Source organism: Methylomarinovum tepidoasis, from assembly GCF_030294985.1.
GTDB lineage: Bacteria > Pseudomonadota > Gammaproteobacteria > Methylococcales > Methylothermaceae > Methylohalobius > Methylohalobius tepidoasis.
On the sequence record NZ_AP024718.1, the window covers coordinates 2,387,464 to 2,413,820 of the forward strand.

Here is a 26,357-nt window from a genome sequence, read left to right on the forward strand (position 1 = left end):
AAGGCGGTCAGATCTCGACCACCCGCCCCGGACGGAATTCCTCGACCGGCCTGCGATCGTGATACCCCCGTGGATTGCAAAGGATGCGGGTGTCGCCGCAGCGATAATCCCAGACCACATGGGTATGGCCGTGAAACCAGGCGGCGATGTCATACTCGTACATCAGCTCGCGCAGGTCGTTACAGTAGGCGAAGCGGTTGAGGGCCGAGGGACGGTTGTCCCAGCTCCAGAAGCTGGGGGCATGGTGGGTCACCACCACGGTCTTGCCTGAAAAGGGCCTCTGCAGCGCCCGCGCCAGCCAGGTCCGCGAGCGGCGGTGCAGGGCGAGGTAGTGTTCGAAGCGGTAAGGACGGCCGTCGAAACGGATCCGGTGGAAATCGTTGACGCTGTCCTCCAGGCGGCTGACATCCTCGTCCCCGGCGCCCAGATCGGTCCACAGGGTGCAGCCGAGGAAACGCACCCCGTCCAGCACATGCACCTTGTTCTCCAGAAACCGCACCGGCGTCCCCAGGGCCGCCTGCTCCAGCCGCGGCAGCAGCTCGACATGGTCATGCTGGTAGAATTCATGGTTGCCGGCCACATAGATGACCGGTTTGTCAAGCTGCGCCAACCAGCGCATCCCCTGCAGGCCGACACCGATGTCTCCGGCGGCGACGACCACGTCCGCCGCCACCTCCGGCAGCTGCAGCGGCCCGAATTCCAGGTGGATGTCGGAAAAATAATGAACCCTCACCGAACCCCGCTTTCCCTTATAATGTTGCGATCCCGTGCCGCTCGGCGGTATTCCCATAATTGAAGACTAGCAGCAGAAACGCACTTCGAAACCATGAGCACACCCCCAATTCCCAGAAGGCCCTCCATCGGCGTCAAGGTCGGCAAGGTGCAGATCGGCGGCGGCGCCCCGGTGGTGGTCCAGTCCATGACCAACACCGCCACCGAGGACGTGGACGGCACCGTCAGGCAGGTACGGGAACTGGCCCAGGCCGGTTCCGAAATCGTCCGCCTCACCGTCAATACCGAAGCGGCCGCCGCCGCGGTGCCAAAAATCCGCGAGGAACTGGACCGCCGCGGCTGCGACGTCCCCCTGGTGGGCGACTTCCATTTCAACGGCCACCGGCTGCTGGCCAAGCATCCTGCCTGCGGCGAGGCCCTGGCCAAGTTCCGCATCAATCCCGGCAACGTGGGCCGGGGTTCCAAGCGCGATCCCCAATTCGCCCAGATGATCGAATTCGCCCTCCGGTTCGACAAGCCGGTGCGTATCGGCGTCAACTGGGGCAGCCTGGATCAGGCGGTGCTCGCCCGCTTGCTGGACGAGAACGCCCGTTCCGCCAACCCTCGCGATCTGGACGAAGTGATGCGCGACGCGGTGGTCACCTCCGCCCTGGAAAGCGCCGCCAAGGCCGAGGAACTGGGGCTGCCTCCCGAAAAGATCGTCATCTCCTGCAAGATGAGCGGAGTGCAGGAACTGATCGCCGTCTATCAGGATCTGGCCCGGCGCTGCAACTACGCTCTGCATCTGGGGCTCACCGAAGCGGGCATCGGCACCAAGGGCATCGTCGCCTCCACCGCCGCCCTGGCGGTGCTGCTGCAACAGGGCATCGGCGACACCATCCGCATCTCCCTGACCCCGGAGCCCGGCGCCTCGCGCGCCAAGGAGGTGATCGTCGCCCAGGAGATCCTGCAGACCATGGGGCTACGCGCCTTCACCCCCATGGTCATCGCCTGCCCCGGCTGTGGCCGCACCACCAGCGACTACTTCCAGCGCCTGGCGCAGCAGATCCAGGATTACCTGCGGCGCAAGATGCCCGAGTGGCGCGACCGCTATCCCGGAGTCGAGGACATGCACGTGGCAGTGATGGGCTGCGTGGTCAACGGCCCGGGGGAAAGCAAGAACGCCAACATCGGCATCAGCCTGCCCGGCACCGGTGAGAGCCCGGTGGCGCCGGTGTACGAGGACGGCCAGAAGACCGTGACCCTCAAGGGGGACCGCATCGCCGAGGAATTTCAGGCCCTGGTGGAACGCTACGTGGAAACCCACTACGGCCCGGCCGCCGAAGCACAGCGGGCATAAAAAAACCGCCTGGAAAGGTGTCCCGGCGTTGCCGGGGCCTTTCTTCCGCGGTTCCTGAAAGGATTCAGGATGTCAGGTCAGCGCATCAGTTCCAGCGTTGCGCCTGGGCTTTCCAGGTGCCGTCGGCCTGTTTCTTGAAGACGTTGTAGATCACGCCGTCGTAGGCGTATTTCAATTCCCCGTCCACGTTGGTCCAGCGCAGGGTGGACACCACGGTGTCGCCCTTGGCGGACAGCACGTCGTTCACATCCACTTCGAAGCGGCCGTGCCGGCCAGCCAGCACCTTCTCCCAGAAGCGGCGGATCTCCCTCGGATCCTTGATCACCTTGCCATCGGGCAGCAACACCATCGCATCCTTGGCGTACAGGTGCATCAGCTCATCCACCCTGCCCTGATTCAGCGCCTGGTTCCAGCGGGCGACGGTTTGATCCACGGAACGCGGCACATCGTCCGCCCAGGCGGTTCCCAGTCCCAAAGCCAAAGCGGCTGCGAGCAACCCTTTCTTCATCGTGATAACCTCCATACCGAGTTCTAAAGTTAGAATTCAAAATTATTATAGTATCTATCAATAGAATTTCAACTTTATACTATTTGTTTACCTATAAAAAACAATTAACGCCGATTGTCTCCGGCAAGGACATGACGAACCGTTACGGCTCAGATTAACCATAGCCCAATCCCGTGACAGGACTGTGACCACAGCCGTGGAAAAAATCAGGGGTGGGAAACGACGAAGCCTTTGAGACCGAAGCGTTCGCTCAGGCGGCGGGCGAGGGTTTCGGCTTCGTCCTTGCGCAAGACCGGACCGACGCGTACCCGGTACAGAGATTTCCCGGCACGATCGAGCCGGGCGAGGTAGGCGGGAAACCCCGCCTGACGCAGACGGGCGACCAGGGCGTCAGCGTTGGCGGCGCTGCTGAAGCTGCCGACCTGCACCACCCAGCCGGACGACAGGGGGAGATGGGGGCGGTCCGCCACCGCGATCCGAGCCGGGGCCTTGCCCGGTGCCGGAGGCTCCGGCATGGCACGGTCGAACGGCGCAGGCGAACGCAGCCCGTCCTCGAACAACATCGGCAGGAAGATGACCGCCAGCAGCACCAGCACGGCGCCACCGACTAGACGGCGTTTAAGCTGCAGATCCATCGTCGGCCAGCAATTCGGCAACCAGGAAAAACGAACCGAACACCACGATCAGATCCTCCGGTGCGGCCATCCGTTCCAGAGCACCCAGGGCGGCTGCGACCGTGGGGAAACCGTGCAACGGCCGGGGAAGCCCCGCCCGCTCGAAGGCGGTCAGCAGGCGCTCGGATGAGGCCGCCCGGGGATTTCCGACCAGCGGCGCCAGAGCCCAGACGTCCACCACCCCGCCCATCCGGGTCAACATCCCTTCGATGTCCTTGTCCGCCATGGCGGTGAACAGGGCCAGGACGCGCCTTCCGGGCCAGTTGCGGCGCAGGTGCTCGGCCAGCAACGCCGCGGCCTGGGGATTGTGGGCCACGTCCAGCAGCCGCTCGGGCGTGCCCGGAAGCAGTTGATAGCGCCCCGGCAGCCGGACCGTGGCCAGACCCCGACGCAGCGCGGCCGTGGAGACGGTCAGGCGGGAGGCCAGGCAGCGGAGCACCGCGATCACCGCCGCGGCGTTGTCAAGCTGCTGCCTCCCCGGAAGGGAAGGCCAGGGAAGACCATCCAGTTCGCCATCCCAGCCCTGCCAGCACCAGCCATCCGCCCGTCTGCGGTGATCGAAATCCTGTCCCAGACAATGCAGCCGCGCCCCCAGTTCCCGGGCCCGCAGCACCAGGCTGCGGGGAGGATCGCGGTCCCCCACCACCGCCGGACGCCCCGCCCTGAGAATACCGGCCTTTTCCCGGCCGATGCTGTCGCGGTCCTCCCCCAGCCATTCCTTGTGGTCGATATCGATGCTGGTGACGAGCACCGCATCGGCGTCGATCAGATTGACCGCATCCAGCCGTCCTCCCAGCCCCACCTCGAGCAGCTGGACGTCCACCCCGGCGCGGGCGAACAGATCCAGCGCCGCCAGGGTGGCGAACTCGAAGAAACTGAGGCTGACCCCGTCGCGCACCGCCTCGATGCGGGCGAAAGCCTCGCAGATGTCTTCGTCCCCGGCCTCGCGGCCGTCGATGCGGATACGCTCGTTGTAACGCAGCAGGTGCGGCGAGGTGTAAGCACCGACCCGCAGTCCCTGGGCCCGCAGAACGGCGTCGAGCAGCGCGATGCATGAACCCTTGCCGTTGGTGCCGCCGACGGTGATGGTCAGCGGCGGCCGATAGCCGGGCCGCAGGCGTTCGAAGACTCGACGCACCCGCGCCAGCCCCAGATCGATCGGGCGCGGATGCAGGGACTGCTGCCAGGTGAGCCAATCCGCCAGGGTGCGGCGGGAGTCAGTCTTCCCCGTCACCCGCAGCGCCTGCCTGGGGGACGACGGCCGAATCCAGACCGATTTCATCACGGGCGCCGGTATCGCCGCGGTGCAGGTCCGCAGGCCGGGCGGAATGGGTCAACATCGCCAGCAGGCTGGCGATCACGTCGCGCAGGTCGCGGCGATCGACGATCATGTCCAGGGCTCCGTGCTCCAGCAGAAATTCGCTGCGCTGGAAGCCCTCCGGCAGTTTTTCGCGCACGGTCTGCTCGATCACCCGGGGACCGGCGAAGCCGATCAGCGCCCCGGGCTCGGCGAGGTTCAGGTCTCCCAGCATCGCCAGACTGGCCGACACCCCCCCCATGGTGGGATCGGTCATCACCGAGACAAACGGCAGCCCGGCGGCCCCTAGCCGCGCCAGGGCCGCCGAGGTCTTGGCCATCTGGAACAGAGACAGCAAAGACTCCTGCATCCGGGCCCCGCCGCTGGCGCTGAAGACCACGAAAGGCGCTTTCTCCTCCAGGGCGCGGTTCACGCCGCGGACGAAACGCTCGCCCACCACCGAGCCCATGGAGCCTCCCATGAAATGGAAGTCAAAGGCGGCCGCCACCAATACCTGCCCCTTGAGCAGACCGCGCATGACGATCAGGGCGTCGCTCTCGCCGGTGGCTTTCTGGGCCTGGGCGAGGCGGTCCTTGTATTTCTTGGTGTCCTTGAATTTGAGCGGGTCGGCGGATCTCAGTTCGGCGCCGATCTCCTCGCGCCCCTCCGGGTCGAGGAACACATCCAGCCGCTTGCGGCCGCCGATGCGCATGTGGTGGTTGCACTTGGGGCACACCTCCAGATTGCGCTCCAGCTCGGCCTTGTAGAGGATCGCGCTGCAGGCCGGGCACTTGCTCCACAAGCCTTCCGGCACCGCGCTCTTGCGGTTGCCCTCGGTACGGATGCGGGCCGGGACCAGTTTCTGAAACCAGCTCATGCCGCAGCCACCTCCCGATCCATCGCCTGCCGCATCGCCGCCAGCAGCGCGGTGATCTCCGCCTCGATGCGGGCCGGATCGCCCAGATTCTCCTCGACCCGGCGCACCAGGGCGCTGCCCACCACTACGGCATCGGCCAGGCGCGCCATCCTGGCGGCGGTTTCGGCGTCCTTGACCCCGAAACCGACGCCCACCGGCAATTGCGCCAGGGCCCTGACCGCCGCCACCTTGCGGGCCACGTCGTCCAGGTCCAGATGGCCGGCGCCGGTCACCCCTTTGAGAGAGACGTAGTAGAGATAACCGCGCCCGGCCGCATCGGCCTGTTCGATGCGCTGGCGCGGGCTGGTGGGGGCGAGCAGGAAGATGGGATCGATGCCAGCCTGGTACAGCAGCGGCAGCATCTCGTCTCGGGCCTCCTCCACCGGCAGGTCCACAGTCAGCACCCCGTCCACACCGGCCGCCCTGGCCCTGTCCACGAAGGTGCGGTAACCCAGGCACTCGATGGGATTGAGATAGCCCATCAGGACGATGGGGGTTTCGGCGTCCTTGCGGCGGAATTCGGCCACCATGTCGAGCACCTGACGCAGCGAGGTCCGGTGCCTGAGGGCGCGCTCGGAGGCGCGCTGGATCACCGGACCGTCGGCCATGGGATCGGAGAACGGCACGCCCAGTTCGAGGATGTCGGCGCCGGCTTCGACCATTTTGTGCAGCAGCGGCACGGTGAAGCCCGGCTCGGGATCGCCGGCGGTGATGAAGGGAATCAGGGCCTTGCGCCCTTCCTGACGCAACTGGTCGAACTTTGCTTGAATACGGCTCACAGCTTCAGCCCCTCTCGTGCGGCGACGGTGTGGATGTCCTTGTCTCCCCGGCCGGAGACGTTGACGATCATGATCTGATCCCGATCCATCTGCGGGGCCAGCTTCATGGCGTAGGCCAGGGCGTGGCTGGATTCCAGCGCCGGCATGATGCCTTCGATACGGGTGAGGCTGTGGAACGCTTCCAGGGCCTCGTCGTCGGTGACGCTGACGTAGGTGGCCCGCCCGCTGTCCTTGAGCCAGGCGTGCTCCGGGCCGACGCCGGGATAGTCGAGACCGGCGGAGATCGAATGGGTCTCGATGATCTGACCATCTTCGTCTTCCATCAGATAGGTGCGGTTGCCGTGCAGCACCCCGGGGCGGCCGGCACACAGGGGCGCCGAGTGCTTGCCGGTGTCGATCCCGTAACCGGCGGCCTCGACCCCGTACAGGGCCACCTGCTCGTCCTCGATGAAGGGATAGAACAGACCGATGGCGTTGGAGCCGCCGCCAACGCAGGCCACCAGGGCGTCGGGCAAGCGGCCGGCCTTCTCGATGATCTGGCGCTTGGCCTCGCGGCCGATGACCGCCTGGAAGTCGCGCACCATGGCCGGATACGGATGGGGGCCGGCGACGGTGCCGATAATGTAAAAGGTGTCGTCCACGTTGGTGACCCAGTCACGCAGGGCTTCGTTGAGGGCATCCTTCAAGGTCTTGGAACCGGAGGACACCGGCCGCACCTCTGCCCCCAGGAGCGACATCCGATAGACGTTGAGCTTCTGCCGCTCCACGTCCACCTCGCCCATGTAGACCACGCATTGCAAACCCAAGCGGGCGGCGACGGTGGCGGTGGCCACGCCGTGTTGCCCCGCGCCGGTCTCGGCGATCACCCGCCGTTTGCCCATGCGCTTGGCCAAAAGCGCCTGGCCGATGGTGTTGTTGACCTTGTGGGCGCCGGTGTGGTTGAGGTCCTCGCGCTTGAGGTAAATCTGCGCCCCGCCCAGTTCCCGGCTCCAGCGCTCGGCGTGGTAAAGGGGCGAGGGCCGGCCCACGTAGTCGCTCAGGTCGCGGTCGAGCTCGGCGAGAAAATCCGGATCTTTGAAATACTTTTCATAGGCCGCCTTCAGTTCCTCCAAGGGATACATCAGGGTCTCGGCCACGAAGATGCCGCCGTAGGGGCCGAAATGGCCGCGCGCGTCCGGCAGCTGGTAAGTGTGCAAATGTTCAGGTGCTGTCGCCATGTCTGACCTCTCGTATGAATGCCGCCATCCTGGCCGGATCTTTGATTCCCTTCGCGCTTTCCACCCCGGAGCTGACGTCCACCGCCCAGGGCCGGACCTGCCTGACCGCCGCCGCCACGTTGTCCGGTGCAAGCCCTCCGGCCAGAATCACCGGCAGCGGCAGGTCGCCCGGAATCCGCGCCCAGTCGAAACGCTCGCCGGTGCCGCCGGCAGCGGCCGGATGCCAGGCATCCAGGAGCAGACCGCGACTGTCGTAGTAGCGCGCCGCCTCCCGCTCCAGGTCCACGTCCGCCGCCATGCGGACGGCCTTGATGTAGGGCCGCCCGTAACGGCGGCACGCCTCGGGCGGCTCGTGGCCGTGGAACTGTAGCAACCCCAAGGGCACCTGCGCCAACACCCGCTCGATCACCGCCGGCCGGGCATCGACGAACAGCCCCACCACGGTGACGAAGGCCGGCAACGCCAGAGCGATCTCCCGGGCCCGCTCAAGGGTCACGTGGCGCGGGCTTTGGGGATGGAACACCAGTCCGACGGCGTCCACCCCCAGCCGGGCCGCCTCGATGGCATCGTCGGGGCGCGTAAACCCACAAATTTTAACCCGAGTCCTGGTCAAAGTCGCGTCCCCTGATCTCCCGAATAGCTTGCAGGATATCCTCGGTGTTGACCCGGGTCTTAACGCCTGGAATATCAAAAGGTGAACGTTTTGCCCACACTTTTTGGACCCGTAGCGCAAACAAGGTGCCATCCCGGCGGCGGATCATCACCTCTTCTTCCGCAGCCAAAGCTAACAATTTTGACAAATCCTTCGATGCTTCCGCCTCGGTAAAAACTTTCATCGCCTTATCATCCTGACTCCCAAATGATCTGCGATCCGCCTCATGCCTTTATCCAGGGTAAGCAACGGGCAGGAAAACCGCCACGCGCTTTGGAGAAAATAAGCGTCATAAGCATAGATGTTGAATTCCGTTGCTAACGATAAGGCCTTATCAATATCGACTGGTACCAGATGGACGGGAATTTGCCGCACACATTCCAAAACGCCAAGCGCCTCATCTCCCGTCAGCCGGTTTCGTCTGACCATGGCAGACAAGGCGTTACCAATTTCAAAAGGCAACACTTCAGGAGCCAATACCGTACAATCTGCGGTCACTTCCACAATCCAGTCCCTTTCCGGCTCCGCAAGCGCCACAGCCAGAAACACACTCGTGTCGGCAACAATCCTGCCACTCAATCGTATGCCTCCACTCGCCTGATGTCCTGCGGCAGCCGCGCGAAGATCGGCTGACGCGGCAGGCCGAATTTTTGAGGATACCAGATTCCGGCGAAATACAAACCGTGCGGCGGAGCGGTGACGCCGCCGGCGCGGCGGTCGCGGGCCGCCAGCACCTCGGACACCCAGTCCACCGGCCGCTTGCCGCTGCCGACCGCCATCAGCACCCCGGCGATGTTGCGCACCATGTTGTGAAGGAAGGCGTTGGCGACGATGTCGATGGCCACTTCGTCGCCGCAGCGGCTCACCTCCAGCAGATAGACCCGACGGTACGGGCTTTTGGACTGACAGTAAGGCCCGCGGAAGGAGGAAAAATCGTGCTCTCCCAGCAACCGTTCGGCCGCCTGCTGCATCTTCCCCTCGTCCAATGGCCGGTGGCACCAGCTGAGCTGGGTCCGCCCCAGGGCCGGAGCCACCGGGCGGTTGCAGATGCGGTAGCGGTACCAGCGCGCCAGGGCCTGGCGCTGGGCGTGGAAGTCGCAGGGCACCGGTCTGGCCCACAGCACCCGGATGTCGTCCGCCAGCCGGGTGTTGGTTCCCTGGACCCAGGCCCGCTCGGGGCGCACGGCTTCGGTGTCGAAATGGACGATCTGCTCCCAGGCGTGAACCCCGGCGTCGGTGCGGCCGGCGGCCACCACCCGCACCGGCGCGGCGGCGACGAAGGCGAGCGCCCGTTCCACCGCCTCCTGAACCGATGGACTGTGGGACTGATACTGCCAGCCCGCATAACGGCTGCCGTCGTATTCCAGTTTCAGCGCAATCCGCATCCTTCTCCCACTTCGTTCAGCAAATCAGGCAGCCTCTATAGCAACACCCGCCGATAGCCGCACAACGCCAACTGCAGGGTTCTGAGCAAGTCGTATTCCTCCGGAATGGCACTGCGGCACATCGGCCCGCGCCGGATCACCGTCTCCCTCACCGTTTCCATGAACTCGTCGATGGCCATCACCCGGCCGCCGCCCAGCTCCCGGCGGGTGGCGGAGACCAGAATCGCCACCTGCTCCAGAGGCGTGGCCGGATCGAGCCAGGGGAAGACTTCGGCGTGGACGTAGCGGCGGCCGGCCTCGAACTTGCGGCGGAAGCGGCGCTCACGTTCCTCCCAGGTGTGGGCGTCGATGGACGGCTCCAGGTGGATCAGATGACCGCTGTGGGGATGGTAGGCGACGATGTCCAGCTCCCCGGCCCAGCCGCCGTGAGTTAGGGCGCCGACGCGAACGTTGCCGCGAACGATGTAGCCGCGCCAGGCATAGAACTGGCGCACCAGCTTTTCCAGGTGGTTCATGCCCGTTCAAGCTCGGCCTCCAGGCGCGCGACTTCCTTCGGCGTCAGTTCCACGAAGCGGCCGGCCTTGAGCCCCGGCGGCAGGACCACCGGACCGTAACGCACCCGGATCAACCGGCTCACCGTCGCCCCCACCGCTTCCCACAGGCGGCGGACGATGCGGTTGCGGCCTTCCTTCAGGGTCACCTTGTACCAGGTGTTGGCCCCCTCACCGCCGGCCGCCTCGAGGGTCTCGAAACGGGCCGGGCCGTCTTCCAGTTCGACGCCGCGTTGGAGCTTTTCCAGCATCTCGTCGCTCACCCGGCCGTAAACCCGCACCGCGTATTCCCGCGCCAGTTCCCGGGAGGGGTGCATCAGGCGGTTGGCCAGCTCGCCGTCGTTGGTCAACAGCAACAATCCCTCGGTGTTGATGTCGAGGCGTCCCACCGTCACCCAGCGGCCCTTGGGCAGCTTCGGCAGGTGTTCGAACACCGTGGGCCGGCCTTCGGGATCGCGGCGGGTGACCACCTCCCCCACCGGTTTGTGGTAGAGCAATATCCGGGTCTGCGCCCCCAGGCGGCGGTCGAGGTTGAGCGGCCGACCGCGCACCCTGACCTTGTCGCCCACGTGCCAGCGCTCGCCGAGGCGGGCGGGGCGGTTGTTGATCTGCACCTCACCGTCGCGGATCCACTGTTCGATCTGGCGCCGGCTGCCGAGGCCGGCATGGGCCAGCACTTTCTGCAGCCGCTTGCCGTCGTGGCGGGCGACGGCGTCGTGGTCAGGCGCCGGCGGACGGTTCGGTCTCGGTTTCGTCATCGTCTTCCACTGGTAAAGGGGGCAATTGTTCGAGGCTCTGCAGATTGAAATCGTCGAGGAAGCGCCGGGTGGTGGCGTACAGGGCCGGGCGACCCGGAACTTCCTTGTGGCCGACGATGCGGATCCACTCCCGCGCTTCCAGGGTGCGGATGATCTGGCTGCTGACCGTCACCCCGCGGATGGCCTCGATGTCGCCGCGGGTCACCGGCTGGCGGTAGGCGATGATGGCCAGGGTTTCCAGCAGCACGCGGGAATAGCGGCCCGCCTTCTGGGGGAACAGGCGCTGCACCCAAGGGGCGTAGTCGCGCCGCACCTGATAGCGCCAGCCGCCGGCCACCTGCACCAGTTCCAGGGGGCGGCCTTGGCATTCGGCCTGCAACCGGCCCAGCGCCTCGGCAAGGTCCGCCCGGGTGGCGCCCTCGTCGGCTAGCAGGGTCAGCAACTGGTTGTCGTCCAGCGGTTCCGGCGAGGCCAGCAGCAACGCCTCGACAATCTGCTTCAGCGTCATCGGGCTTGGACCTGGATCGGCGCCAGAGGTTCGCTCTGGCACACCTCCACCAACCCTTCCTTGCACAGCTCCAGCAGGGCCAGGAAGGTCACCACCAGACCGGCGCGGCCCTCGCGCAGATCGAACAGGCTTTCCAGCGCCACCGCCGCATCCTTGCGCAACCGGGCCAGCACCTGGCTCATGCGTTCGCGCACCGACAGGGTTTCGGGGGTGATGGTGTGGCTTTGCAGTTTCTCGGCCCGGTCGAGCACCTGGCGGAAGGCCTCGGCCAGGTGCTCCAGGGTGAGCTGCGGCAGGGCCGGCGGGCGGGGCGGCAGATCGGCGGCCAGCACCGCGGGAAACAGGTCCCGGCCGAGACGCGGCAGGGCGTCCAGTTCCTGGGCTGCCTGCTTGATGCGCTCGTATTCCTGCAGGCGCCGCACCAGTTCGGCGCGGGGGTCTTCCTCGTCCTCGCCTTCGGTTTCCGGCTTTGGCAGCAGCAGACGTGATTTGATCTCCGCCAGCCAGGCGGCCATGAGCAGGTATTCGGCCGCCAGTTCGATTCTGAGGCGCTCCATCAGGCCGATGTATTGCAGATACTGCTCGGTCACCCGGGTGATGGAAACCGCCATGATGTCCAGATTCTGACGCCGGATCAGATACAGCAGCAGGTCCAGCGGGCCTTCGAAGGTTTCCTCGAGGATGACCCGCAGGGCGTCCGGGGGGATGTAGAGATTCTCCGGCAGCTCCACCACCGGCGCGCCCCGGACCCGGGCCAGGATCGTCGCCTCGCTCACGACAGGCCGGCGAGGGAGAAGAAGAACCCCTGGAACGTGAAGATGACCGGCCCCAGGATTTTCCCCAGCGCCCCGGTAATGAGCAGCAACAACAGGATCGGCATGCCGTAAGGCTCGAGCTGGGCCACCCACGCCGCCCAGCGGTGCGGCAGGACGCCGACCAGCACCCGGCCGCCGTCCAGCGGCGGGACCGGAAGCAGATTCAGGACCATCAGCACCAGGTTGAAGAAAATCCCCGCCGCACCCATGTAGATGAGCGGCACCGACACGTAGGACATTTCCAGGAACACCCCCAACCGCGCCAGCAGCGCCCATCCCAGCGCCATGAGCAAGTTGGCGCCGGGACCGGCCAGGGCCACCAGGGCCATGTCGCGCTTGGGATGACGCAACCTACCGAAGTCCACCGGCACCGGTTTGGCCCAACCGAAGATGAAGCCGCCCAGCAGCAACATCGCCAGCGGCACCACCACGGTGCCGACGATGTCCACGTGATGGAGCGGGTTGAGGGACAACCGTCCCAGGCGTTTGGCGGTGTCGTCCCCCAGCAGCCAGGCCACCCAGCCGTGGGCCACTTCGTGCAGGGTGATGGCGAACAGAATGGGCAACACCCAGACGGCGAGCTTCTGGGCCAGGGTCAGTTCTTCCATAGGATCAGGTCGTCATCCGTTAACGCAGCAGGGCTTCGAGCCGCTCATAACCTTTACCTTCGCGGCGGATCTCGGGAACCCCCTCGGTCAGGTCGATCACCGTGGTCGGCTCGTAGGGCATGATGCCGGCATCGAGAATCAGATCCACCTGCTTTTCCAGGCGCTGGCGGATTTCGTACGGGTCCACCAATGCCGTCTCCTCACCGGGGAGGATCAGGGTGGTGCTGAACAAGGGCTCCTCCAAGGCCGCCAGCAACGCCTGGGCCACCGGATGGTCGGGAATACGGATGCCGACGGTCTTGCGGCTGGGATGCTGCAGGCGGCGCGGCACCTCGTGGGTCGCTTTGAGAATGAAGGTGTACGGGCCGGGGGTGAGCGCCTTGATGAGGCGGTGGGCCTCGTTGCTGAGACGGACGAACTGGCCGATCTGGGCCAGATCGCGGCAGACCAGGGAAAACTGGTGTTTCTCGCCCAGCTGGCGGATCTGGCGAATACGCTCGAGAGCCTTCTTGTCGTCGATACGGCAGGCAAGCGCATAGGAAGAATCGGTGGGCCAGACGATGACACCGCCCCGCTGCAGGATTTCCACCGCCCGCCGGATCAGGCGGGGCTGGGGGTTGTCAGGATGGATCTCGAAATACTGGGCCATGACCGTCATAAAAAACCTGTTTCGCCATTCCACCGCACGGGACACCGGGAGTGCGATTCGGCGCTATAGCCTACCATTTACGGCCCGGGCTGGACACCGCGAATTACGCCTTGGCGCGATGGGCCACCTGATCGCGCAGATACACCGGCAACCCCTGCTCCGGTGGCAGCCATTGGGTGCCGGGATCGGTCCCGGCCGCCAGCCGGGCGATCCAGGCCGCCCGTGGCAGGCGCCGGGGCCAGATGGTGCGCAGGCGGTCGCCGAAACGGCGGCGCAGCACCTCGCCGTAGGCCGACCAGCCGTGACCGACGGCCACCGCCTCGGTCAGATCGTCCGGCAGCGGCGCCTGCCGGGGATCGACGACCTGTTCGCGGCCGACGAGCACCGGCCCGGCCTCGCCGCGCCGGTACACGCCCCAGTACACTTCCCCCATACGGGCGTCCAAAGCCGCCACGGCGTACGCCACCGGCGTCTGCGCCAACGCTTCGGCCGCCAGCGCCGCCAGGGTCGAGACCGGCACCACCGCCAACCCGGCGCCCAGGGCCGTCCCCTGGGCCACTCCGGCGGCGATCCGCAGCCCCGTGAACGCCCCCGGCCCGCGCCCGAACGCCAGGGCATCGAGTTCCCGCAGCGTCAGGCCGGCTTCCTCCAGCAATCCGGTCATCATCGGCAGGATCAGCTCGGCGTGGCGGCGCGGGGCCACCTCGAAGCGTTCACAGACCCGGCCATCGCGATACAGGGCGGCGGAACAGGCTTCGGTGGCGGTTTCCAGGGCCAGAATCTTCACGTCGGTTCACCAAAGAAACGTCGCACGGCTTGCAACTCCCGGGTCCGCGGCATCGGCGGCAGGCTGCCGAGGAAGACCTTGCCGTAACCCCGCGTGGTCAGGCGGGGATCGCACAGCACCAGCACCCCCCGGTCCTCGGCGCCGCGGATCAGGCGTCCGGCGCCCTGCTTGAGGGCGATCACCGCCGCCGGCAGCTGCCAGGTGGGAAAGGGATCGTACCCTCGGGCGCGCAGACTGGCAAGCCGGGCCTGGCAGACCGGGTCGCCCGGCGAAGTGAAAGGCAGCTTGTCGATGATGACGCACGAGAGCGCTGAACCGCGCACGTCCACCCCCTCCCAGAAACTGGCGGTCCCCAGCAGCACCGCGTTGCCCAGCTCGCGGAAACGCGCCAGCAGCACCGCCTTGGGGGCGCGCCCCTGCACCAACAAGGGAAACGGCAGATCTTCCAGCAGCTTAGCGGCCTCGTTCATGGCCCGGTGGCTGGTGAACAGCAGGAAAGCCCGCCCGCCGCTGGCCTCCAGGACGGGGCGGACGGCGGCGATCATGCGCCGGGTGTAGTCCGGCGCCGCCGGCGGCGGCAGATCCGGCGGCAGATAGAGCAGCGCCTGGCGGCGGTAGTCGAAAGGACTGGGCCAGATACGGCAGCGGACCGCTTCCCGGTTCAGCCCCAGCTGGCCGAGAAAATGGTCGAAACCGCCGGCCACGCTCAAGGTGGCGGACGTGAAAATCCAGGCCGCTTCGAACCGCGCCCGGTAAGCGGCGAAGGAGGCCCCGACCACCAGCGGCGTGGCGTGGAGGGCGAAGCGCCGGGAACCGGTCTCGAACCAGCGCACCCAGCCCTCGCGCTCGCCTTCGAGCCAGCTTTGCAGCCGCGCCAGCTGCCGCTCGGCGCGCTGGTAACAATGGCCCAGCCCCTGGCTGGCGCCGGCCAAGGGCGCCAGAGCCTCGACCAGACCGGCCAATGTCCCGGCCAGGCCGGCCAGCACCGTGTGCGCCCGCTCGGGCAGCTCTTCCGCGGACCCTTTGGACGGCGCGGTCCCCAGGAACGCCAGCGTCCGCTGTAACGCCTGCTGCAGTTCCGTCTGGGCCTGGCGCAGGGCCGGGGCGGCCGTTTCGGCTTGTCGCAGCTCGGCGGCACTATCGCGCAGCAGTTCCTGCAGCTGGCGGGCGCTCAGGGTTTCGCCCAGAAAATGGGCCGCGGTGGCGGCGAACTGGTGGGCCTCGTCCACGATCACCGCATCGGCCTCCGGCAACAGCGCGCCATAGCCTTCCTGGCGCAGGGCCCAGTCGGCGCACAGGAGATGATGGTTGACCACCACCAGATCCGCCTCCTGCGCCCGGCGCCGGGCTTTGAGCAGGAAACAGTCGGCGACGAAAGGACAGTCCTGCCCCAGGCAACTGTCCTCGGTGGAGGTCAGGCGCGGCCAGCCCCACCAGTCCTCCGGCAGCGCGGCCAGTTCGGCGATGTCGCCCACCGCCGTGGTTTCCAGCCAGCGGCGTACGCTCAGCAGGGCCTCGCGCTCGGCCTCGTCGTGCAGCAGCCGACCTTCCAGGGCCTGCTGCAGGCGGTAATGGCACAGATAGTTGCCCCGTCCCTTGAGCTGGACCACCCGCAGCGGCCGCCCGAGGGAACGCTGCAGTACCGGCAGGTCGCGCCCGAACAACTGGTCCTGGAGATTGCGGCTGCCGGTGGCGACGACGACCTGCCTGCCCGACAGCAGCGCCGGCAGCAGATAGGCGAAGGTCTTGCCGGTGCCGGTGCCGGCCTCGGCCACCAGAACGCCGCCTTGATCGAGGGTTTCGGCCACCGCCTCGGCCATCTCCACCTGGGCGGCGCGGGGGGCGTAGCCGTCGATGATCCGCGACAGCAGCCCGCCCTGGGCGAACCATGCGCCCAGGGCGGGCTCGGCGGTTTCTGAGGCTGACCTGGATCGGGACATGGCAGCGGGGCAAAGGGCGTCACTGTACCATAACCGCCCCGCTCAGGGGGACTGTGCCGCCTCCGCGATGGATGCCAGAACCGGAACATCGATCCCCGCCTGCCGCGCCTCCGCCAGCACCCGCGCCAAGCGCTCCCCGGCCCGACGGCCGCGGGCACGGCGGTCCGGGCAGTCGGCGATGCCTTCGGCCATCGCTTCGATCAGCGCCTCGCGCGGCAGCGGCCGACCGAAGCGGCGCTCCAGCACCGTCAGCACATCACCCGCCACCCGGCGCACCAGGTCCCGGTGCCGGTGCCACAATTCCCCGACGGTCGTATCCACGGCCAGGGAGGCGATGTTGAGGGTCAGAATGTACAGGCTCTTGCGCGCCAGCTCGAAGATCAGCTCGTCTTCACTTTCAAGCAGGCGGGTCTTGACGCCCAGCCGGCCAAGGGCTCCGATCACTTGATCCGCCTTGGGACCGTACACCGGGGTGAACAGGATGTCGGTCAACGCCTGCCCCGGCTTCTTCTCGAACCAGACCACCGCCACCGTGACGTTCTCCAGGCCGTGGCGCTGCCAGTCCGCCGGCGTCAGTTCGTTCTGCACCAGGACGAGGCGGTCACGCCAGCGCAGCGGGATCTGCGCCAGCACCGGGTGCAGGTCGCTTTCCGCCACCGTCACCAACACCAGTTCCGGCTCGGGCACCGACTCGGCCACCTCTCCGGGATCCATGCCCCGCAGCACCGGCACCACCGGATGCCCCAGACGGAGAAAGCCCTTGGCGAATTCGCCGCCCAGTTCCCCCAGACCGATGATGACGACCGCTGTCTTCATCCAGCTTTCCCCAGCCGGCTGCGCCGGTCACACCAGAGATAGACCCAGGCTCGCCGCGGCCGCCCCTTCACCCGGACAAGCGCCAGACGGCGGCGGTATTCCCCACCTTCGTAGCGGTCCAGGCGCTGAAGATCCCGGGGACGCAAGCCGGTCAGCAGCAGGCCGCCGACGATCCTTTTAGGACAGGGCACCAGGGCGGGATAGTCGGCCCCCTGCACCGGCCGGACCCGGTAACCACACAGCACCGCCGGCCGCTCCCCCATGCGGCGACCCACAAGCCGGCGGCACAGAGACGCATCGGTCAGGGAACCATAGACGAACAGATCACGACAGGATAAGACCATCGGAAAGATACTTACCCGGATCGGATTTCGAATCATCCGCTGATTATAATCCCATTCAGAGCGACCAATTTCCGGAATTGACCATGAGAGCATCATTCCATGCCTACTGGGGCAAGGCCGGTGAAGGGGAAACCTGCCACCTGCTGCCCTATCACTGCCTGGACGTGGCCGCCTGCGGGGTAACGCTGCTGAAACGGCTGCCGCGCTGGCGCCGGCGGCTGGTGGGATTGTCGGGCATGGGTGAAGACACCTTGCTACTCACCCTGCGCGTTTTTCTCCCGCTCCACGACTTGGGCAAGTTCGCCACCGCCTTCCAGAACCTTCGCCCCGACCTGCTCGAAAGGCTGCGGCACCGCCGCAGCGCCAAGGGCTATCCCACCCGCCACGACACCCTTGGTTACGCCTTGTGGCGTGAGCAACTGCGGTCCCGGTTTGGAGGCACCGGCCGCCGCCGGCGCACATCGGACAGCCCCGCCGATCCCTGGATGCGGGTGGTCACCGGCCATCACGGCCAGCCGCCCGGCGAAAGCCTCCAGGGCCTGCTGCGGGATCACTTCGAGGCGGAGGACATCGAAGCCGCCGAAGCTTTCCTCCAGGCAGTACTGGAACTGACAGGCGTCGAATCCCTGCCGAAAACGGCGCTTCCACCCGAGGCCACCTGGTGGCTGGCGGGTCTGACCGTGCTCGCCGACTGGCTGGGCTCCAACGCCGGGTTCTTCCCCTACTGCGAGGAAGCCCTGCCGCTTCACGATTACTGGGACCGCGCCCTGAAACAGGCGGAAAAGGCCGTCGAGGCCGCCGGCCTGAATCCGGACCCTCCCTCGGGGCGTTTCACCCTGGGCGACTGTTTCGCCGATCCGCCCGCAAACCTGAAGCCCACCCCGCTGCAGCGGTGGGCGGAAACCGTCGCCCTCGACGCCGGCCCCAGCCTGTTCATCCTCGAGGACGTCACCGGCGCCGGCAAGACCGAGGCCGCGCTGCTGCTGGCCCAGCGGCTGCTGCGGGAACAAGGTGGCGGCGGGCTGTATTTCGGCCTGCCCACCATGGCCACCGCCAACGGCATGTACCAGCGCCTCGGCGGCGGCGAGCCGCCAGTGTACTGCCGTCTGTTCGCCCCCGGCAGCCATCCTTCCCTAGTGCTGGCCCACAGCCGTGCCGAGCTGGTGCGCGGACACCTGCTGCCCCCGCCCGAGCCGGAGGGCGACTACGGCGACAGTACCGAAGCGGCCGCAAACCGCTGCAGCGCCTGGCTGGCCGACAATCGCAAGAAGGCCCTGCTGGCGGAGGTGGGCGTCGGCACCATCGACCAGGCCCTGCTGGCCGTCCTCGCCTCCCGCCACCAGTCGCTGCGCCTGCTCGGCCTGCTGGACAAGGTGCTGATCGCAGACGAAGTCCACGCCTGCGACGCCTACATGAACCGCCTGCTGGAGCATCTGCTCCGCGCCCACGCCGGAGCCGGCGGCAGCGCCATCCTGCTGTCGGCCACCCTGCCCCACAGACAGAAAACCGCCCTGATCGAAGCGTTCGCAGCAGGTCTGGGACGCGAAATCGACCACCTGGAACCCAGCAAAGACTATCCGCTTGCCACCGTCTTCGACCGGAACGGCATCCGCATCCAGCCCCTGGAAACCCGGCCGGAGGTGGCCCGGCAGGTGGCGGTCGAATTCATCGAGCGTGAGGAGCAGGTCGAAACCGTCCTGGCCGACGCCGTCTCCCGGGGATGCTGCGCCTGCTGGATCTGCAACACGGTGGACGACGCCCGCCGCCGCTTCGAGCAGCTGGTCCAGACGCATCCGGACTGGAAGCTGGACCTGTTCCACGCCCGTTTCACCCTTCATGACCGGATGGCCGTCGAGCGGCGGGTTTTACGGAATTTCGGCAAGCGTTCCGGGCCTGCCGAACGCCGCGGCCGGGTCCTCATCGCCACCCAGGTGGTGGAACAGTCCCTGGACCTGGACTTCGACGTGCTGATCTCGGATCTGGCCCCCATCGACCTGCTGGTCCAGCGCGCCGGCCGCCTCCAGCGCCACCCCCGCGACAAGGAAGGCCGCTACACCCCCGATGCAACGGACCGGCGCGGCATCCCGAAGCTCATCGTGCTGGCCCCACCCTGGGACGACGACCCGCCCGCCGACTGGCTGCGCCAGGCCCTGCCGGGCACGGCGGCGGTGTATGAAGCCGAGGATGCCCACCTGTGGCTGGGGATGAAGCTGTTGCGGGAACGACGGGGTTTTGGCATGCCCGGTGACGCCCGTTTTCTAATCGAGGGTGTGTATGACACGGACCCGTTCGTGGACTTCCCCGAAGCGCTCCAGGCCAAGGCGTTGGAAGCCGAAACGACGGACAAGTGCAAGGCCACCATTGGCGAGGACAAAGTGCTGCATTTAGAAAGCGGCTACCGCCTGGAAGGCCCCTGGCTTGACGAGGATATTGCACCCACCCGCCTGGGCGAACCCACCACCACCGTCTGGCTGGCGCGGCTGGCCGAAGGCCGCCTGCTGCCGCTGCACAGCGACAGCACCGCCCCGGAAGCCTGGCTGGAAAGCAGCCTCACCTTGCGCCAGGCCCTGGCCCGTTACGAGGTGATACCCGATGGCGTTTCCCCGGAAGGCTGGCAGAAATCGAAGGAAGATCTGCCCGGTAGAGGGAAATGGGGTGTCGTGATCGCTCTCAACCCCGTAACGGAAAATTTCTGGGAGGGACAGGTTCAGAGTGAACAACCCCGAATCCGAACAATCGTCTATTCTCAGACAACCGGCCTTGCTTTCAAGGAGTAGCCCATGAACCTGCTCGACACGCCCTGGATTCCCGTCCGCCGCAGCGACGGCAGCCGCACCCTCATCCGCCCGGCCGAGATCACCGACTCCGACAAGCCGGCGGTGGCGCTGGACAGCCCGCGGGCCGACTTCAACGGAGCGCTGGCCCAGTTTCTCATCGGCCTGCTGCAGACCTGTTACGCCCCGAAGGACGACGGTGAATGGGAGGATCGGCTGGAACAGCCGCCGCCGGTGGCAGCGCTGGATCAGACGTTCGCCCGCTATCACACCGCCTTCGAGGCAGACGGCGCCGGTCCGCGCTTCATGCAGGATTTCGAGAAGCTGGAAAGCCTGACCACCGGCAAGCGCAAACCGGCATGCAACGACATCGGTAACCTGCTGATCGAAGCTCCCGGCGACAATACCCTGCGTAACAACGCCGACCATTTCATCAAGCGAGGCCATGTGGAGGCCCTGTGCCCGGCCTGCGCCGTCACCGCCCTGTTCACCCTGCAGCTCAACGCTCCCGGCGGCGGCGCCGGGCATCGCACCTCCCTGCGCGGCGGCGGCCCCCTCACCACCCTGGTGGCCCTGGACCCGGAAGGCAGCGGCCTGCCCGACACCCTGTGGCACCATCTCTGGCTCAACGTGCTGCCAGAGCCAAAGACCGTGCGCCTGACCGGAAACCTGAAGCTGACTGGCCCAGAGCACATCTTCCCCTGGCTGGCCCCCACTCGCACCAGCGAGAAGGAGCAGGGCGTCACCCCGGAGGACGCCCATCCCCTGCAGATGTACTGGGCCATGCCGCGGCGCATCCGCCTCGACTTCGGCCACACCAAGGAAGGCGACTGCGACCTGTGCGGCCGCCAGGACCGGCTGCTGCTGCGCTACTTCACCCTCAACTACGGCATCAACTACGCCGGCGCCTGGCGCCATCCCCTGACCCCTTACCAGGAACGGGAAAACGCCGAACCGCTTCCCATGCATCCCCAGCCCGGCGGCATCACCTACCGCCACTGGCTCGGGCTGATCTACGAAGAACCGGAAGGCAAAAAGCGTCTCACCCCGGCCATCGTGGTGCGCGAATTCCAGCGCAAGAAACTGCCGGAGGAACAGTTTCGCCTCTGGGCCTTCGGCTACGACATGGACAAGATGAAACCGCGCTGCTGGTATGAGGCCATCCTGCCGCTGTACCTAATTCCGGAAGAATATCGAAGCGATTTTTCGAAGCGTGTTATTCAAATCATCCAGTCAGCAAAGGAGGTTTCGGGCATGCTTCAATTGGCAATAAAAAAGGCATCTCTGCCTGATAGCCTTTTGGAACAGGCGAGGAAGAACCGAGCCTTAAGAAAAGCTGTTGAGCATTTTGAAGAATGGGGCCGGGATTCCTTCTACCAGCACACCGAAGCCGATTTCTATGCCTGCCTGCCCCGGCTGATCGACGGCCTCCTGCAAGGCCGGGATTCCGAGGTGCTGCAAGACTGGCATGCCACCCTCACGCGCGCGGCTCTGGAACTGTTCGATGAGTGGACCGGCAGCGACGAGATCGCCTTTGCCGATCCGGCCCGCGTGGCCCTGGCCCGCGACAACCTGTGCAAACAGCTCTACGGCGCCAAACTCGCCAAAATCCTCACCCTGCCCAAAAGACCCAAGGAGAAAGCCGCATGAGAGAACGAACCTTCGCCCCGGACACCCCGGCCGGGAACTGCCTGCGGGAATGGTGGCTGGCACTGGCGGACAACCGCGGCGACCGTGCCGAACTGCGCCGGGCCAAATCGGCCGATGACGCCGCCCTGATCCCAGCCACCGTCCAGCTGGTGACCCACCTCCAGGGCACCGCTGTCGCACAGCACGGTGGCTGGATCGGGCGCATCCCGGCCATCGCGGGACTGGCCGCCCACCTAAATCCGGATGCCCGCCACGCCGTTCTCGAGGACGCCACCCCGCTGCCGGAACGCATGGCGCGCCCGAAAGGCGAGCGGCCTGTTGTGTCCGAGCTGCGCTTCCGCCGCCTGCTGCGCACCCCGCGCCATGAACTCTACCGCCCCATGATCCGCATTCTGGCCCTGCTGGACCATCAGGCCAACCTCTTCGAACTGGCCGACAGCCTATTCTGGTGGGGGCCGGGCATTCAGAAGCAATGGGCCTTCGCCTATTTCCCCAAACTGCCGAAAACTGCCTGATCCACAAGGAGCACAACGATGGAAAGATTCGTCCAACTGCATCTTTTGACCGCCTACCCCCCCGCCAACCTCAACCGCGACGACCTCGGCCGCCCCAAGACCGCCCTGGTGGGCGGGGCCGAACGACTGCGTATTTCCTCCCAGAGTCTCAAGCGCGCCTGGCGCAACTCTGATCTATTCCAGGAAAGCCTAGCAGGCCACCTTGGCACCCGCACCAAGCGCATGGGGGAAGAGGTTTTCAATCGGCTGGTCACTAGCGGCGTGCCGAAGCAAAAAGCCCATGAGTGGGCCAGGAAAATCGCCGGAGTTTTTGGAAAACTCAACTCACCCAGCAAGGAAGAGCAAAAAAAGAGTGACTACGATCCCTATGATCCGAAATGGACGCACATTGGACAACTGGCCCATTTCAGCCCTGAGGAACTGGCCGCCATCGACGCCCTGGTGCAGAAGCTCATCGAAACCAAACAAGGACCGAGCGGGGAAGATCTGAATCTGCTCCGCGAGCGCCACAGCGCCGCCGACATCGCCCTGTTCGGGCGGATGCTCGCCGACGTCCCCAGTTTCAACACCGAAGCCGCCTGCCAGGTAGCCCACGCCATCACCGTCCACAAGGTGGCAGTGGAGGACGACTTCTACACTGCCGTGGATGACCTCAACAAGGGCGAGGAGGATGTGGGCGCCGGCCACATGGGGGAAACCGAATTCGGCGCCGGGCTGTTCTATCTCTACCTGTGCCTCGACCGTGAATTGCTGCTCAAAAACCTCGGCGGCGACGCACAGCTGGCCGAACGCACCGTCGAGGCGCTGGTGGCAAGCACCGCCACCGTCGCCCCCACCGGCAAGCAGAACAGTTTCGCCTCCCGCGCCCGGGCCAGCTACGTCCTGTGTGAAAAGGGGGACGCCCAGCCGAGAAGCCTCGCCGTCGCCTTCCTCAAGCCGGTGGAGGCCGGCAGGGAGGGACTACTGGCCAACGCCATCAAGGCCTTGGAAGATGAACGAGAAAGGCTCGACCGCGCCTACGGAGACGGCGATCCCAACGCCGTCGCCATGAATACCCTGACCGGCCGGGGCAGCCTTGCCGACATCCTCGCCTACGCCAAAGGGGGGCTTGCCGATGGCTGAGCTGCTGCTGTTTCAGCTCTACGGCCCGCTGGCGAGCTGGGGGGAACCGGCGGTGGGAGAACACCGCCCCTCCGCCACCCATCCGGGCAAATCCCAGGTCACCGGGCTCCTGGGCGCCGCCCTGGGACTGAGCCGCGACCAGGAGGAGAAACTGGCCGCCCTGGCTGGCGGCTACGGCCTGGCGGTGCGAGTCGATGCCGAGGGGGAGCTGTTGCGCGATTATCACACCACCCAGGTGCCCCCCGCCCGGCGCGGGAGGACTTTCACCACCCGCGCCGAGGAACTGGCGGTGGACGACCTCTACACCATTCTGTCCCAGCGCGACTACCGGGTCGAGGCCGCCTGGACCTGCGCCCTGTGGGCCACCGCCTCGGCCCCGTATCCGTTGCCGGACCTGGCTGAAGCGTTGCGCCGCCCGCGCTTTACCCTCTATCTCGGCCGCAAGTCCTGCCCGCCGGCGCTGCCCCTCAGGCCGGAACTCATCGAAAGCAACACACTCAAGGACGCCTTCGCCGGCTATGCCCTGGATGACCGGCTTGGCCGGCTGAAGCGGCCTGAAAGACACCGCTATTTCTGGGAGGAACCCCTGCCCGATGGACTGGCAAGCGGGTTTTCCCCTCAGGAAAAGCTCTGGGTGGTCCCCCGCCGCGACCGGCCCGGCAGCCGCCGCCGCTGGCAGTTCGCCACCCGCGACGAGCACCACGCCATGGCCTGACAGGAGACGATCATGTACCTGACCCGGCTCACCCTCCTCGACCATCCCGACCTCAGGGCCATCGTCCAGCAACTGGGCGACGCCTACCGAGAACACCAGATGCTCTGGCGCCTGTTCGATCCTGCCCCTGACGCCAGGCGCGATTTCCTCTACCGCCGCGACGTCCACCTGGGCCGTCCCCGCTATTTCATCCTTTCCAGGCGGCCGCCGGTCAACCCCTTAGGGCTGTGGCGCATCGACCCGCCCAAACCCTTCGCACCGACACTGCAGGCCGGGCAGAAGCTGGCCTTCCTGCTGCGGGCCAATCCGGTGGTGCGCCGGGGCCGCGAACGCCACGACATCGTCATGGACCAAAAGAAACGAACCGGCTGGAAGACCCTGCCGCCTGACGAACGCCCCCCATTGCCGGAGCTGATCCAACAGGCCGGCCTGGAATGGCTAAGCGGCCAGGGGGAACGCCACGGCTTCCACACCGACTCCAGGACCGTCCGGATGGACGGCTATCGCCAGCATCGCACCCGCCGGGCCGGCCGTGCCATCCACTTCAGCACCCTGGATTTTACCGGCCTTATGACCGTCACCGATCCGGAACTTTTTCGCAAGGCGTTGTTTCAGGGCATCGGCCCGGCCAAGGCCTTCGGCTGCGGGCTGCTGCTGGTCAGGAGGGTGTGATGCTGCCACCACTCAAACCCATCGCCATGAAAGAACGGGTGTCGATGATCTTCATCGAAAAAGGGGAGATCGACGTCATCGATGGCGCCTTCGTGGTGGTGGACAAGAACGGCGTCCGCACCCAGATTCCGCTCGGATCCATCGCCTGCATCATGCTGGAACCAGGCACCCGGGTGTCCCACCGGGCCGCGGCCCTGGCATCCCGGGTCGGCACCCTGCTGGTCTGGGTGGGCGAGGCGGGCGTGCGCCTGTATGCATCCGGCCAGCCCGGCGGCGCCCGCGCCGACCGCCTGCTGTATCAGGCCCAGTTGGCCCTGGACGACAAGGCCCGCCTCAAGGTGGTGCGCAAGATGTACGAACTGCGCTTCGGCAAAAAACCGCCGGAGAAACGCAGCGTCGAGCAGTTGCGCGGCATCGAGGGCGCCCGGGTGCGGAAAATGTACCAGCTGCTGGCCAAACAGTACGGGGTCAGATGGCGCCGCCGCGACTACGATCCCGAAGTCTGGGACGCCAGCGATTTGCCCAACCGCTGCGTTTCCTCGGCCACCGCCTGCCTTTACGGCATCACCGAGGCGGCGGTGCTGGCGGCCGGCTACGCCCCGGCGGTAGGATTCATCCATACGGGCAAACCGCTCTCCTTCGTCTATGACATCGCCGACCTGTTCAAATTCGACACCGTCGTTCCCCTGGCTTTCCGCATCGCTGCCAAAAAGCCCCGGGAGCCGGAGCGGGAAGTGCGTCTGGCCTGCCGCGACCTGTTCCGGCAGAAAAAGATCCTCAAGCGCATCATCCCCACCATCGAGCAGGTGCTGGCCGCCGGCGGCCTGGAGCCGCCGAAGCCGCCGAAGGAGGCGGTTCCTCCCGCCATTCCGGAAAAGGAGAAACTGGGCGATGCTGGTCATCGTGGTTGAAAACGCCCCTCCCCGCCTGCGCGGACGCCTTGCAGTGTGGCTGGTGGAGGTGCGCGCCGGTGTCTATGTCGGCAATCTCTCCCGGCGGGTGCGGGAGATGCTGTGGCAGCAGATCGAAGCCGGGATCGAGGACGGCAACGCGGTGATGGTCTGGAGCACCAATACGGAATCCGGTTTCGACTTTCTCACTCTCGGCAAGAACCGCCGCATTCCCATCGAACTGGACGGCCTGAAATTGGTATCCTTCCTACCGGAACCGGACGAGGGAGAGAAGGAGGGCTGGTAAACGTGCTCTTTGACAATTCGGAACAAATAGCTTTTCATAAAAATCAAATGGTTACAGAAATGTTCTTTGTCCCATTGTGCCGGTACGATTTCCAAGCTGCCAAAATCTGTTGCAATTCAGAAGGTTGATGGAAGTGCGTTCCCCGCGCATGCGGGGATGAACCGACAACGCCTCGTCCAGCAGAATCTCGTCCAGCGCGTTCCCCGCGCATGCGGGGATGAACCGTGACCAGCCCGACCTGCCGGGCTGAATTCGGAGCGTTCCCCGCGCATGCGGGGATGAACCGGCTCCCCGCACGGCCCCGCCGCAAACCGGTGGGCGTTCCCCGCGCATGCGGGGATGAACCGTGACCAGCCCGACCTGCCGGGCTGAATTCGGAGCGTTCCCCGCGCATGCGGGGATGAACCGCACAGAACTTTTTCCCCCCACGTTCACCA

The 26,357-nt window shown here is 66.1% G+C and carries 30 protein-coding genes and 1 CRISPR repeat array (1 of these 31 running past the window's edge); of the genes, 9 read left to right on the top strand and 21 right to left on the bottom strand.

All coding sequences use genetic code 11. From position 1 onward, the window contains the following. Positions 1 to 7 precede the first annotated feature (7 nt). Positions 8 to 733, bottom strand: coding sequence for a metallophosphoesterase (locus tag MIN45_RS12075; RefSeq protein WP_286292542.1), 726 nt, complete (start codon positions 731 to 733; stop codon positions 8 to 10). Positions 734 to 826: 93 nt separating this feature from the next. Between MIN45_RS12075 and ispG the strand changes: the two genes are divergently transcribed. Beyond that, on the top strand, positions 827 to 2,071 hold the full coding sequence (gene ispG, locus MIN45_RS12080; protein WP_286292544.1) for a flavodoxin-dependent (E)-4-hydroxy-3-methylbut-2-enyl-diphosphate synthase: 1,245 nt from the start codon (positions 827 to 829) through the stop codon (positions 2,069 to 2,071). Positions 2,072 to 2,156: 85 nt separating this feature from the next. Here ispG and MIN45_RS12085 read toward each other — a convergent pair whose 3' ends face one another. The 20 genes from MIN45_RS12085 to MIN45_RS12180 form a co-directional block, all read right to left on the bottom strand. After that, positions 2,157 to 2,579, bottom strand: a complete 423-nt coding sequence (locus tag MIN45_RS12085) for a YybH family protein (RefSeq protein ID WP_286292545.1) — start codon at positions 2,577 to 2,579, stop codon at positions 2,157 to 2,159. A 206-nt stretch (positions 2,580 to 2,785) separates the two neighbouring features. Continuing rightward, positions 2,786 to 3,214 carry an SPOR domain-containing protein gene (locus MIN45_RS12090; protein WP_286292546.1) on the bottom strand — a complete coding sequence of 143 codons (429 nt, stop codon included), beginning with the start codon at positions 3,212 to 3,214 and terminating at the stop codon, positions 2,786 to 2,788. Next, positions 3,198 to 4,487, bottom strand: coding sequence for a bifunctional tetrahydrofolate synthase/dihydrofolate synthase (gene folC / locus MIN45_RS12095; protein ID WP_286292547.1), 1,290 nt, complete (start codon positions 4,485 to 4,487; stop codon positions 3,198 to 3,200). Before folC ends, MIN45_RS12090 begins: the two co-directional genes overlap by 17 nt. Continuing rightward, complete coding sequence (gene accD, locus MIN45_RS12100) at positions 4,471 to 5,427, bottom strand: acetyl-CoA carboxylase, carboxyltransferase subunit beta (RefSeq protein ID WP_422732665.1); 957 nt, start codon at positions 5,425 to 5,427, stop codon at positions 4,471 to 4,473. Before accD ends, folC begins: the two co-directional genes overlap by 17 nt. Then, positions 5,424 to 6,245 (bottom strand): tryptophan synthase subunit alpha, encoded by an 822-nt coding sequence (gene trpA / locus MIN45_RS12105; protein ID WP_286292548.1) that lies wholly within the window; start codon positions 6,243 to 6,245, stop codon positions 5,424 to 5,426. Before trpA ends, accD begins: the two co-directional genes overlap by 4 nt. Further along, positions 6,242 to 7,462 carry a tryptophan synthase subunit beta gene (gene trpB / locus MIN45_RS12110; RefSeq protein WP_286292549.1) on the bottom strand — a complete coding sequence of 407 codons (1,221 nt, stop codon included), beginning with the start codon at positions 7,460 to 7,462 and terminating at the stop codon, positions 6,242 to 6,244. Before trpB ends, trpA begins: the two co-directional genes overlap by 4 nt. Next, positions 7,446 to 8,075, bottom strand: coding sequence for a phosphoribosylanthranilate isomerase (locus tag MIN45_RS12115; RefSeq protein WP_286292550.1), 630 nt, complete (start codon positions 8,073 to 8,075; stop codon positions 7,446 to 7,448). Before MIN45_RS12115 ends, trpB begins: the two co-directional genes overlap by 17 nt. Beyond that, complete coding sequence (locus MIN45_RS12120) at positions 8,056 to 8,298, bottom strand: prevent-host-death protein (RefSeq protein WP_286292551.1); 243 nt, start codon at positions 8,296 to 8,298, stop codon at positions 8,056 to 8,058. The genes MIN45_RS12115 and MIN45_RS12120 overlap by 20 nt, the downstream gene beginning before the upstream one ends. After that, positions 8,295 to 8,693 (bottom strand): type II toxin-antitoxin system VapC family toxin, encoded by a 399-nt coding sequence (locus MIN45_RS12125; protein WP_286292552.1) that lies wholly within the window; start codon positions 8,691 to 8,693, stop codon positions 8,295 to 8,297. The genes MIN45_RS12120 and MIN45_RS12125 overlap by 4 nt, the downstream gene beginning before the upstream one ends. Beyond that, positions 8,690 to 9,499: a tRNA pseudouridine(38-40) synthase TruA gene (gene truA / locus MIN45_RS12130; protein WP_286292553.1), complete on the bottom strand. Its 810-nt coding sequence runs from the start codon at positions 9,497 to 9,499 to the stop codon at positions 8,690 to 8,692. Before truA ends, MIN45_RS12125 begins: the two co-directional genes overlap by 4 nt. Before the next feature lie 35 nt (positions 9,500 to 9,534). Beyond that, positions 9,535 to 10,014, bottom strand: a complete 480-nt coding sequence (locus MIN45_RS12135) for a hypothetical protein (protein ID WP_286292554.1) — start codon at positions 10,012 to 10,014, stop codon at positions 9,535 to 9,537. Then, positions 10,011 to 10,808, bottom strand: coding sequence for a 23S rRNA pseudouridine(2605) synthase RluB (rluB, locus tag MIN45_RS12140; protein ID WP_286292555.1), 798 nt, complete (start codon positions 10,806 to 10,808; stop codon positions 10,011 to 10,013). The genes MIN45_RS12135 and rluB overlap by 4 nt, the downstream gene beginning before the upstream one ends. Continuing rightward, positions 10,771 to 11,316, bottom strand: coding sequence for an SMC-Scp complex subunit ScpB (scpB, locus tag MIN45_RS12145; protein ID WP_286292556.1), 546 nt, complete (start codon positions 11,314 to 11,316; stop codon positions 10,771 to 10,773). Before scpB ends, rluB begins: the two co-directional genes overlap by 38 nt. Beyond that, positions 11,313 to 12,092 (bottom strand): segregation and condensation protein A, encoded by a 780-nt coding sequence (locus MIN45_RS12150; RefSeq protein ID WP_286292557.1) that lies wholly within the window; start codon positions 12,090 to 12,092, stop codon positions 11,313 to 11,315. Before MIN45_RS12150 ends, scpB begins: the two co-directional genes overlap by 4 nt. Beyond that, positions 12,089 to 12,739 carry a site-2 protease family protein gene (locus MIN45_RS12155; RefSeq protein WP_286292558.1) on the bottom strand — a complete coding sequence of 217 codons (651 nt, stop codon included), beginning with the start codon at positions 12,737 to 12,739 and terminating at the stop codon, positions 12,089 to 12,091. Before MIN45_RS12155 ends, MIN45_RS12150 begins: the two co-directional genes overlap by 4 nt. Positions 12,740 to 12,758: 19 nt before the next feature. Next, entirely contained in the window at positions 12,759 to 13,388 is a 630-nt protein-coding gene (locus MIN45_RS12160) for an L-threonylcarbamoyladenylate synthase (protein ID WP_286294176.1), read from the bottom strand. Positions 13,389 to 13,491: 103 nt separating this feature from the next. Continuing rightward, positions 13,492 to 14,175 (bottom strand): tRNA (adenosine(37)-N6)-threonylcarbamoyltransferase complex dimerization subunit type 1 TsaB, encoded by a 684-nt coding sequence (gene tsaB, locus MIN45_RS12165; RefSeq protein ID WP_286292559.1) that lies wholly within the window; start codon positions 14,173 to 14,175, stop codon positions 13,492 to 13,494. Then, positions 14,172 to 16,115, bottom strand: a complete 1,944-nt coding sequence (locus tag MIN45_RS12170) for a DNA repair helicase YoaA (RefSeq protein ID WP_286292560.1) — start codon at positions 16,113 to 16,115, stop codon at positions 14,172 to 14,174. Before MIN45_RS12170 ends, tsaB begins: the two co-directional genes overlap by 4 nt. Before the next feature lie 42 nt (positions 16,116 to 16,157). Then, a complete protein-coding gene (locus MIN45_RS12175; protein ID WP_286292561.1) occupies positions 16,158 to 16,931 on the bottom strand; it encodes a ketopantoate reductase family protein in 774 nt (257 codons plus the stop codon). Continuing rightward, entirely contained in the window at positions 16,928 to 17,275 is a 348-nt protein-coding gene (locus MIN45_RS12180; RefSeq protein WP_286292562.1) for a gamma-glutamylcyclotransferase family protein, read from the bottom strand. Before MIN45_RS12180 ends, MIN45_RS12175 begins: the two co-directional genes overlap by 4 nt. A gap of 83 nt (positions 17,276 to 17,358) precedes the next feature. Here MIN45_RS12180 and cas3 point away from each other — a divergent pair, with 83 nt between their 5' ends. Genes cas3 through cas2e form a run of 8 tightly spaced genes read left to right on the top strand, consistent with a single transcriptional unit; the run spans position 17,359 to position 25,920 of the window. Then, a complete protein-coding gene (gene cas3 / locus MIN45_RS12185; protein WP_286292563.1) occupies positions 17,359 to 20,052 on the top strand; it encodes a CRISPR-associated helicase Cas3' in 2,694 nt (897 codons plus the stop codon). A 3-nt stretch (positions 20,053 to 20,055) separates the two neighbouring features. Beyond that, positions 20,056 to 21,699 carry a type I-E CRISPR-associated protein Cse1/CasA gene (gene casA / locus MIN45_RS12190; protein ID WP_286292564.1) on the top strand — a complete coding sequence of 548 codons (1,644 nt, stop codon included), beginning with the start codon at positions 20,056 to 20,058 and terminating at the stop codon, positions 21,697 to 21,699. Then, complete coding sequence (casB, locus tag MIN45_RS12195; RefSeq protein ID WP_286292565.1) at positions 21,696 to 22,214, top strand: type I-E CRISPR-associated protein Cse2/CasB; 519 nt, start codon at positions 21,696 to 21,698, stop codon at positions 22,212 to 22,214. The genes casA and casB overlap by 4 nt, the downstream gene beginning before the upstream one ends. Before the next feature lie 18 nt (positions 22,215 to 22,232). After that, positions 22,233 to 23,336, top strand: a complete 1,104-nt coding sequence (gene cas7e / locus MIN45_RS12200; RefSeq protein WP_286292566.1) for a type I-E CRISPR-associated protein Cas7/Cse4/CasC — start codon at positions 22,233 to 22,235, stop codon at positions 23,334 to 23,336. Beyond that, a complete protein-coding gene (gene cas5e, locus MIN45_RS12205; protein WP_286292567.1) occupies positions 23,329 to 24,051 on the top strand; it encodes a type I-E CRISPR-associated protein Cas5/CasD in 723 nt (240 codons plus the stop codon). The genes cas7e and cas5e overlap by 8 nt, the downstream gene beginning before the upstream one ends. Positions 24,052 to 24,063: 12 nt before the next feature. Continuing rightward, positions 24,064 to 24,723 carry a type I-E CRISPR-associated protein Cas6/Cse3/CasE gene (gene cas6e, locus MIN45_RS12210; RefSeq protein ID WP_286292568.1) on the top strand — a complete coding sequence of 220 codons (660 nt, stop codon included), beginning with the start codon at positions 24,064 to 24,066 and terminating at the stop codon, positions 24,721 to 24,723. Continuing rightward, a complete protein-coding gene (gene cas1e, locus MIN45_RS12215; protein ID WP_286292569.1) occupies positions 24,723 to 25,634 on the top strand; it encodes a type I-E CRISPR-associated endonuclease Cas1e in 912 nt (303 codons plus the stop codon). The genes cas6e and cas1e overlap by 1 nt, the downstream gene beginning before the upstream one ends. Continuing rightward, entirely contained in the window at positions 25,615 to 25,920 is a 306-nt protein-coding gene (gene cas2e / locus MIN45_RS12220; protein ID WP_286292570.1) for a type I-E CRISPR-associated endoribonuclease Cas2e, read from the top strand. The genes cas1e and cas2e overlap by 20 nt, the downstream gene beginning before the upstream one ends. Before the next feature lie 135 nt (positions 25,921 to 26,055). Next, positions 26,056 to 26,357: a CRISPR direct-repeat array (repeat unit 29 nt; unit sequence GCGTTCCCCGCGCATGCGGGGATGAACCG); it runs 3,878 nt beyond the window's last position.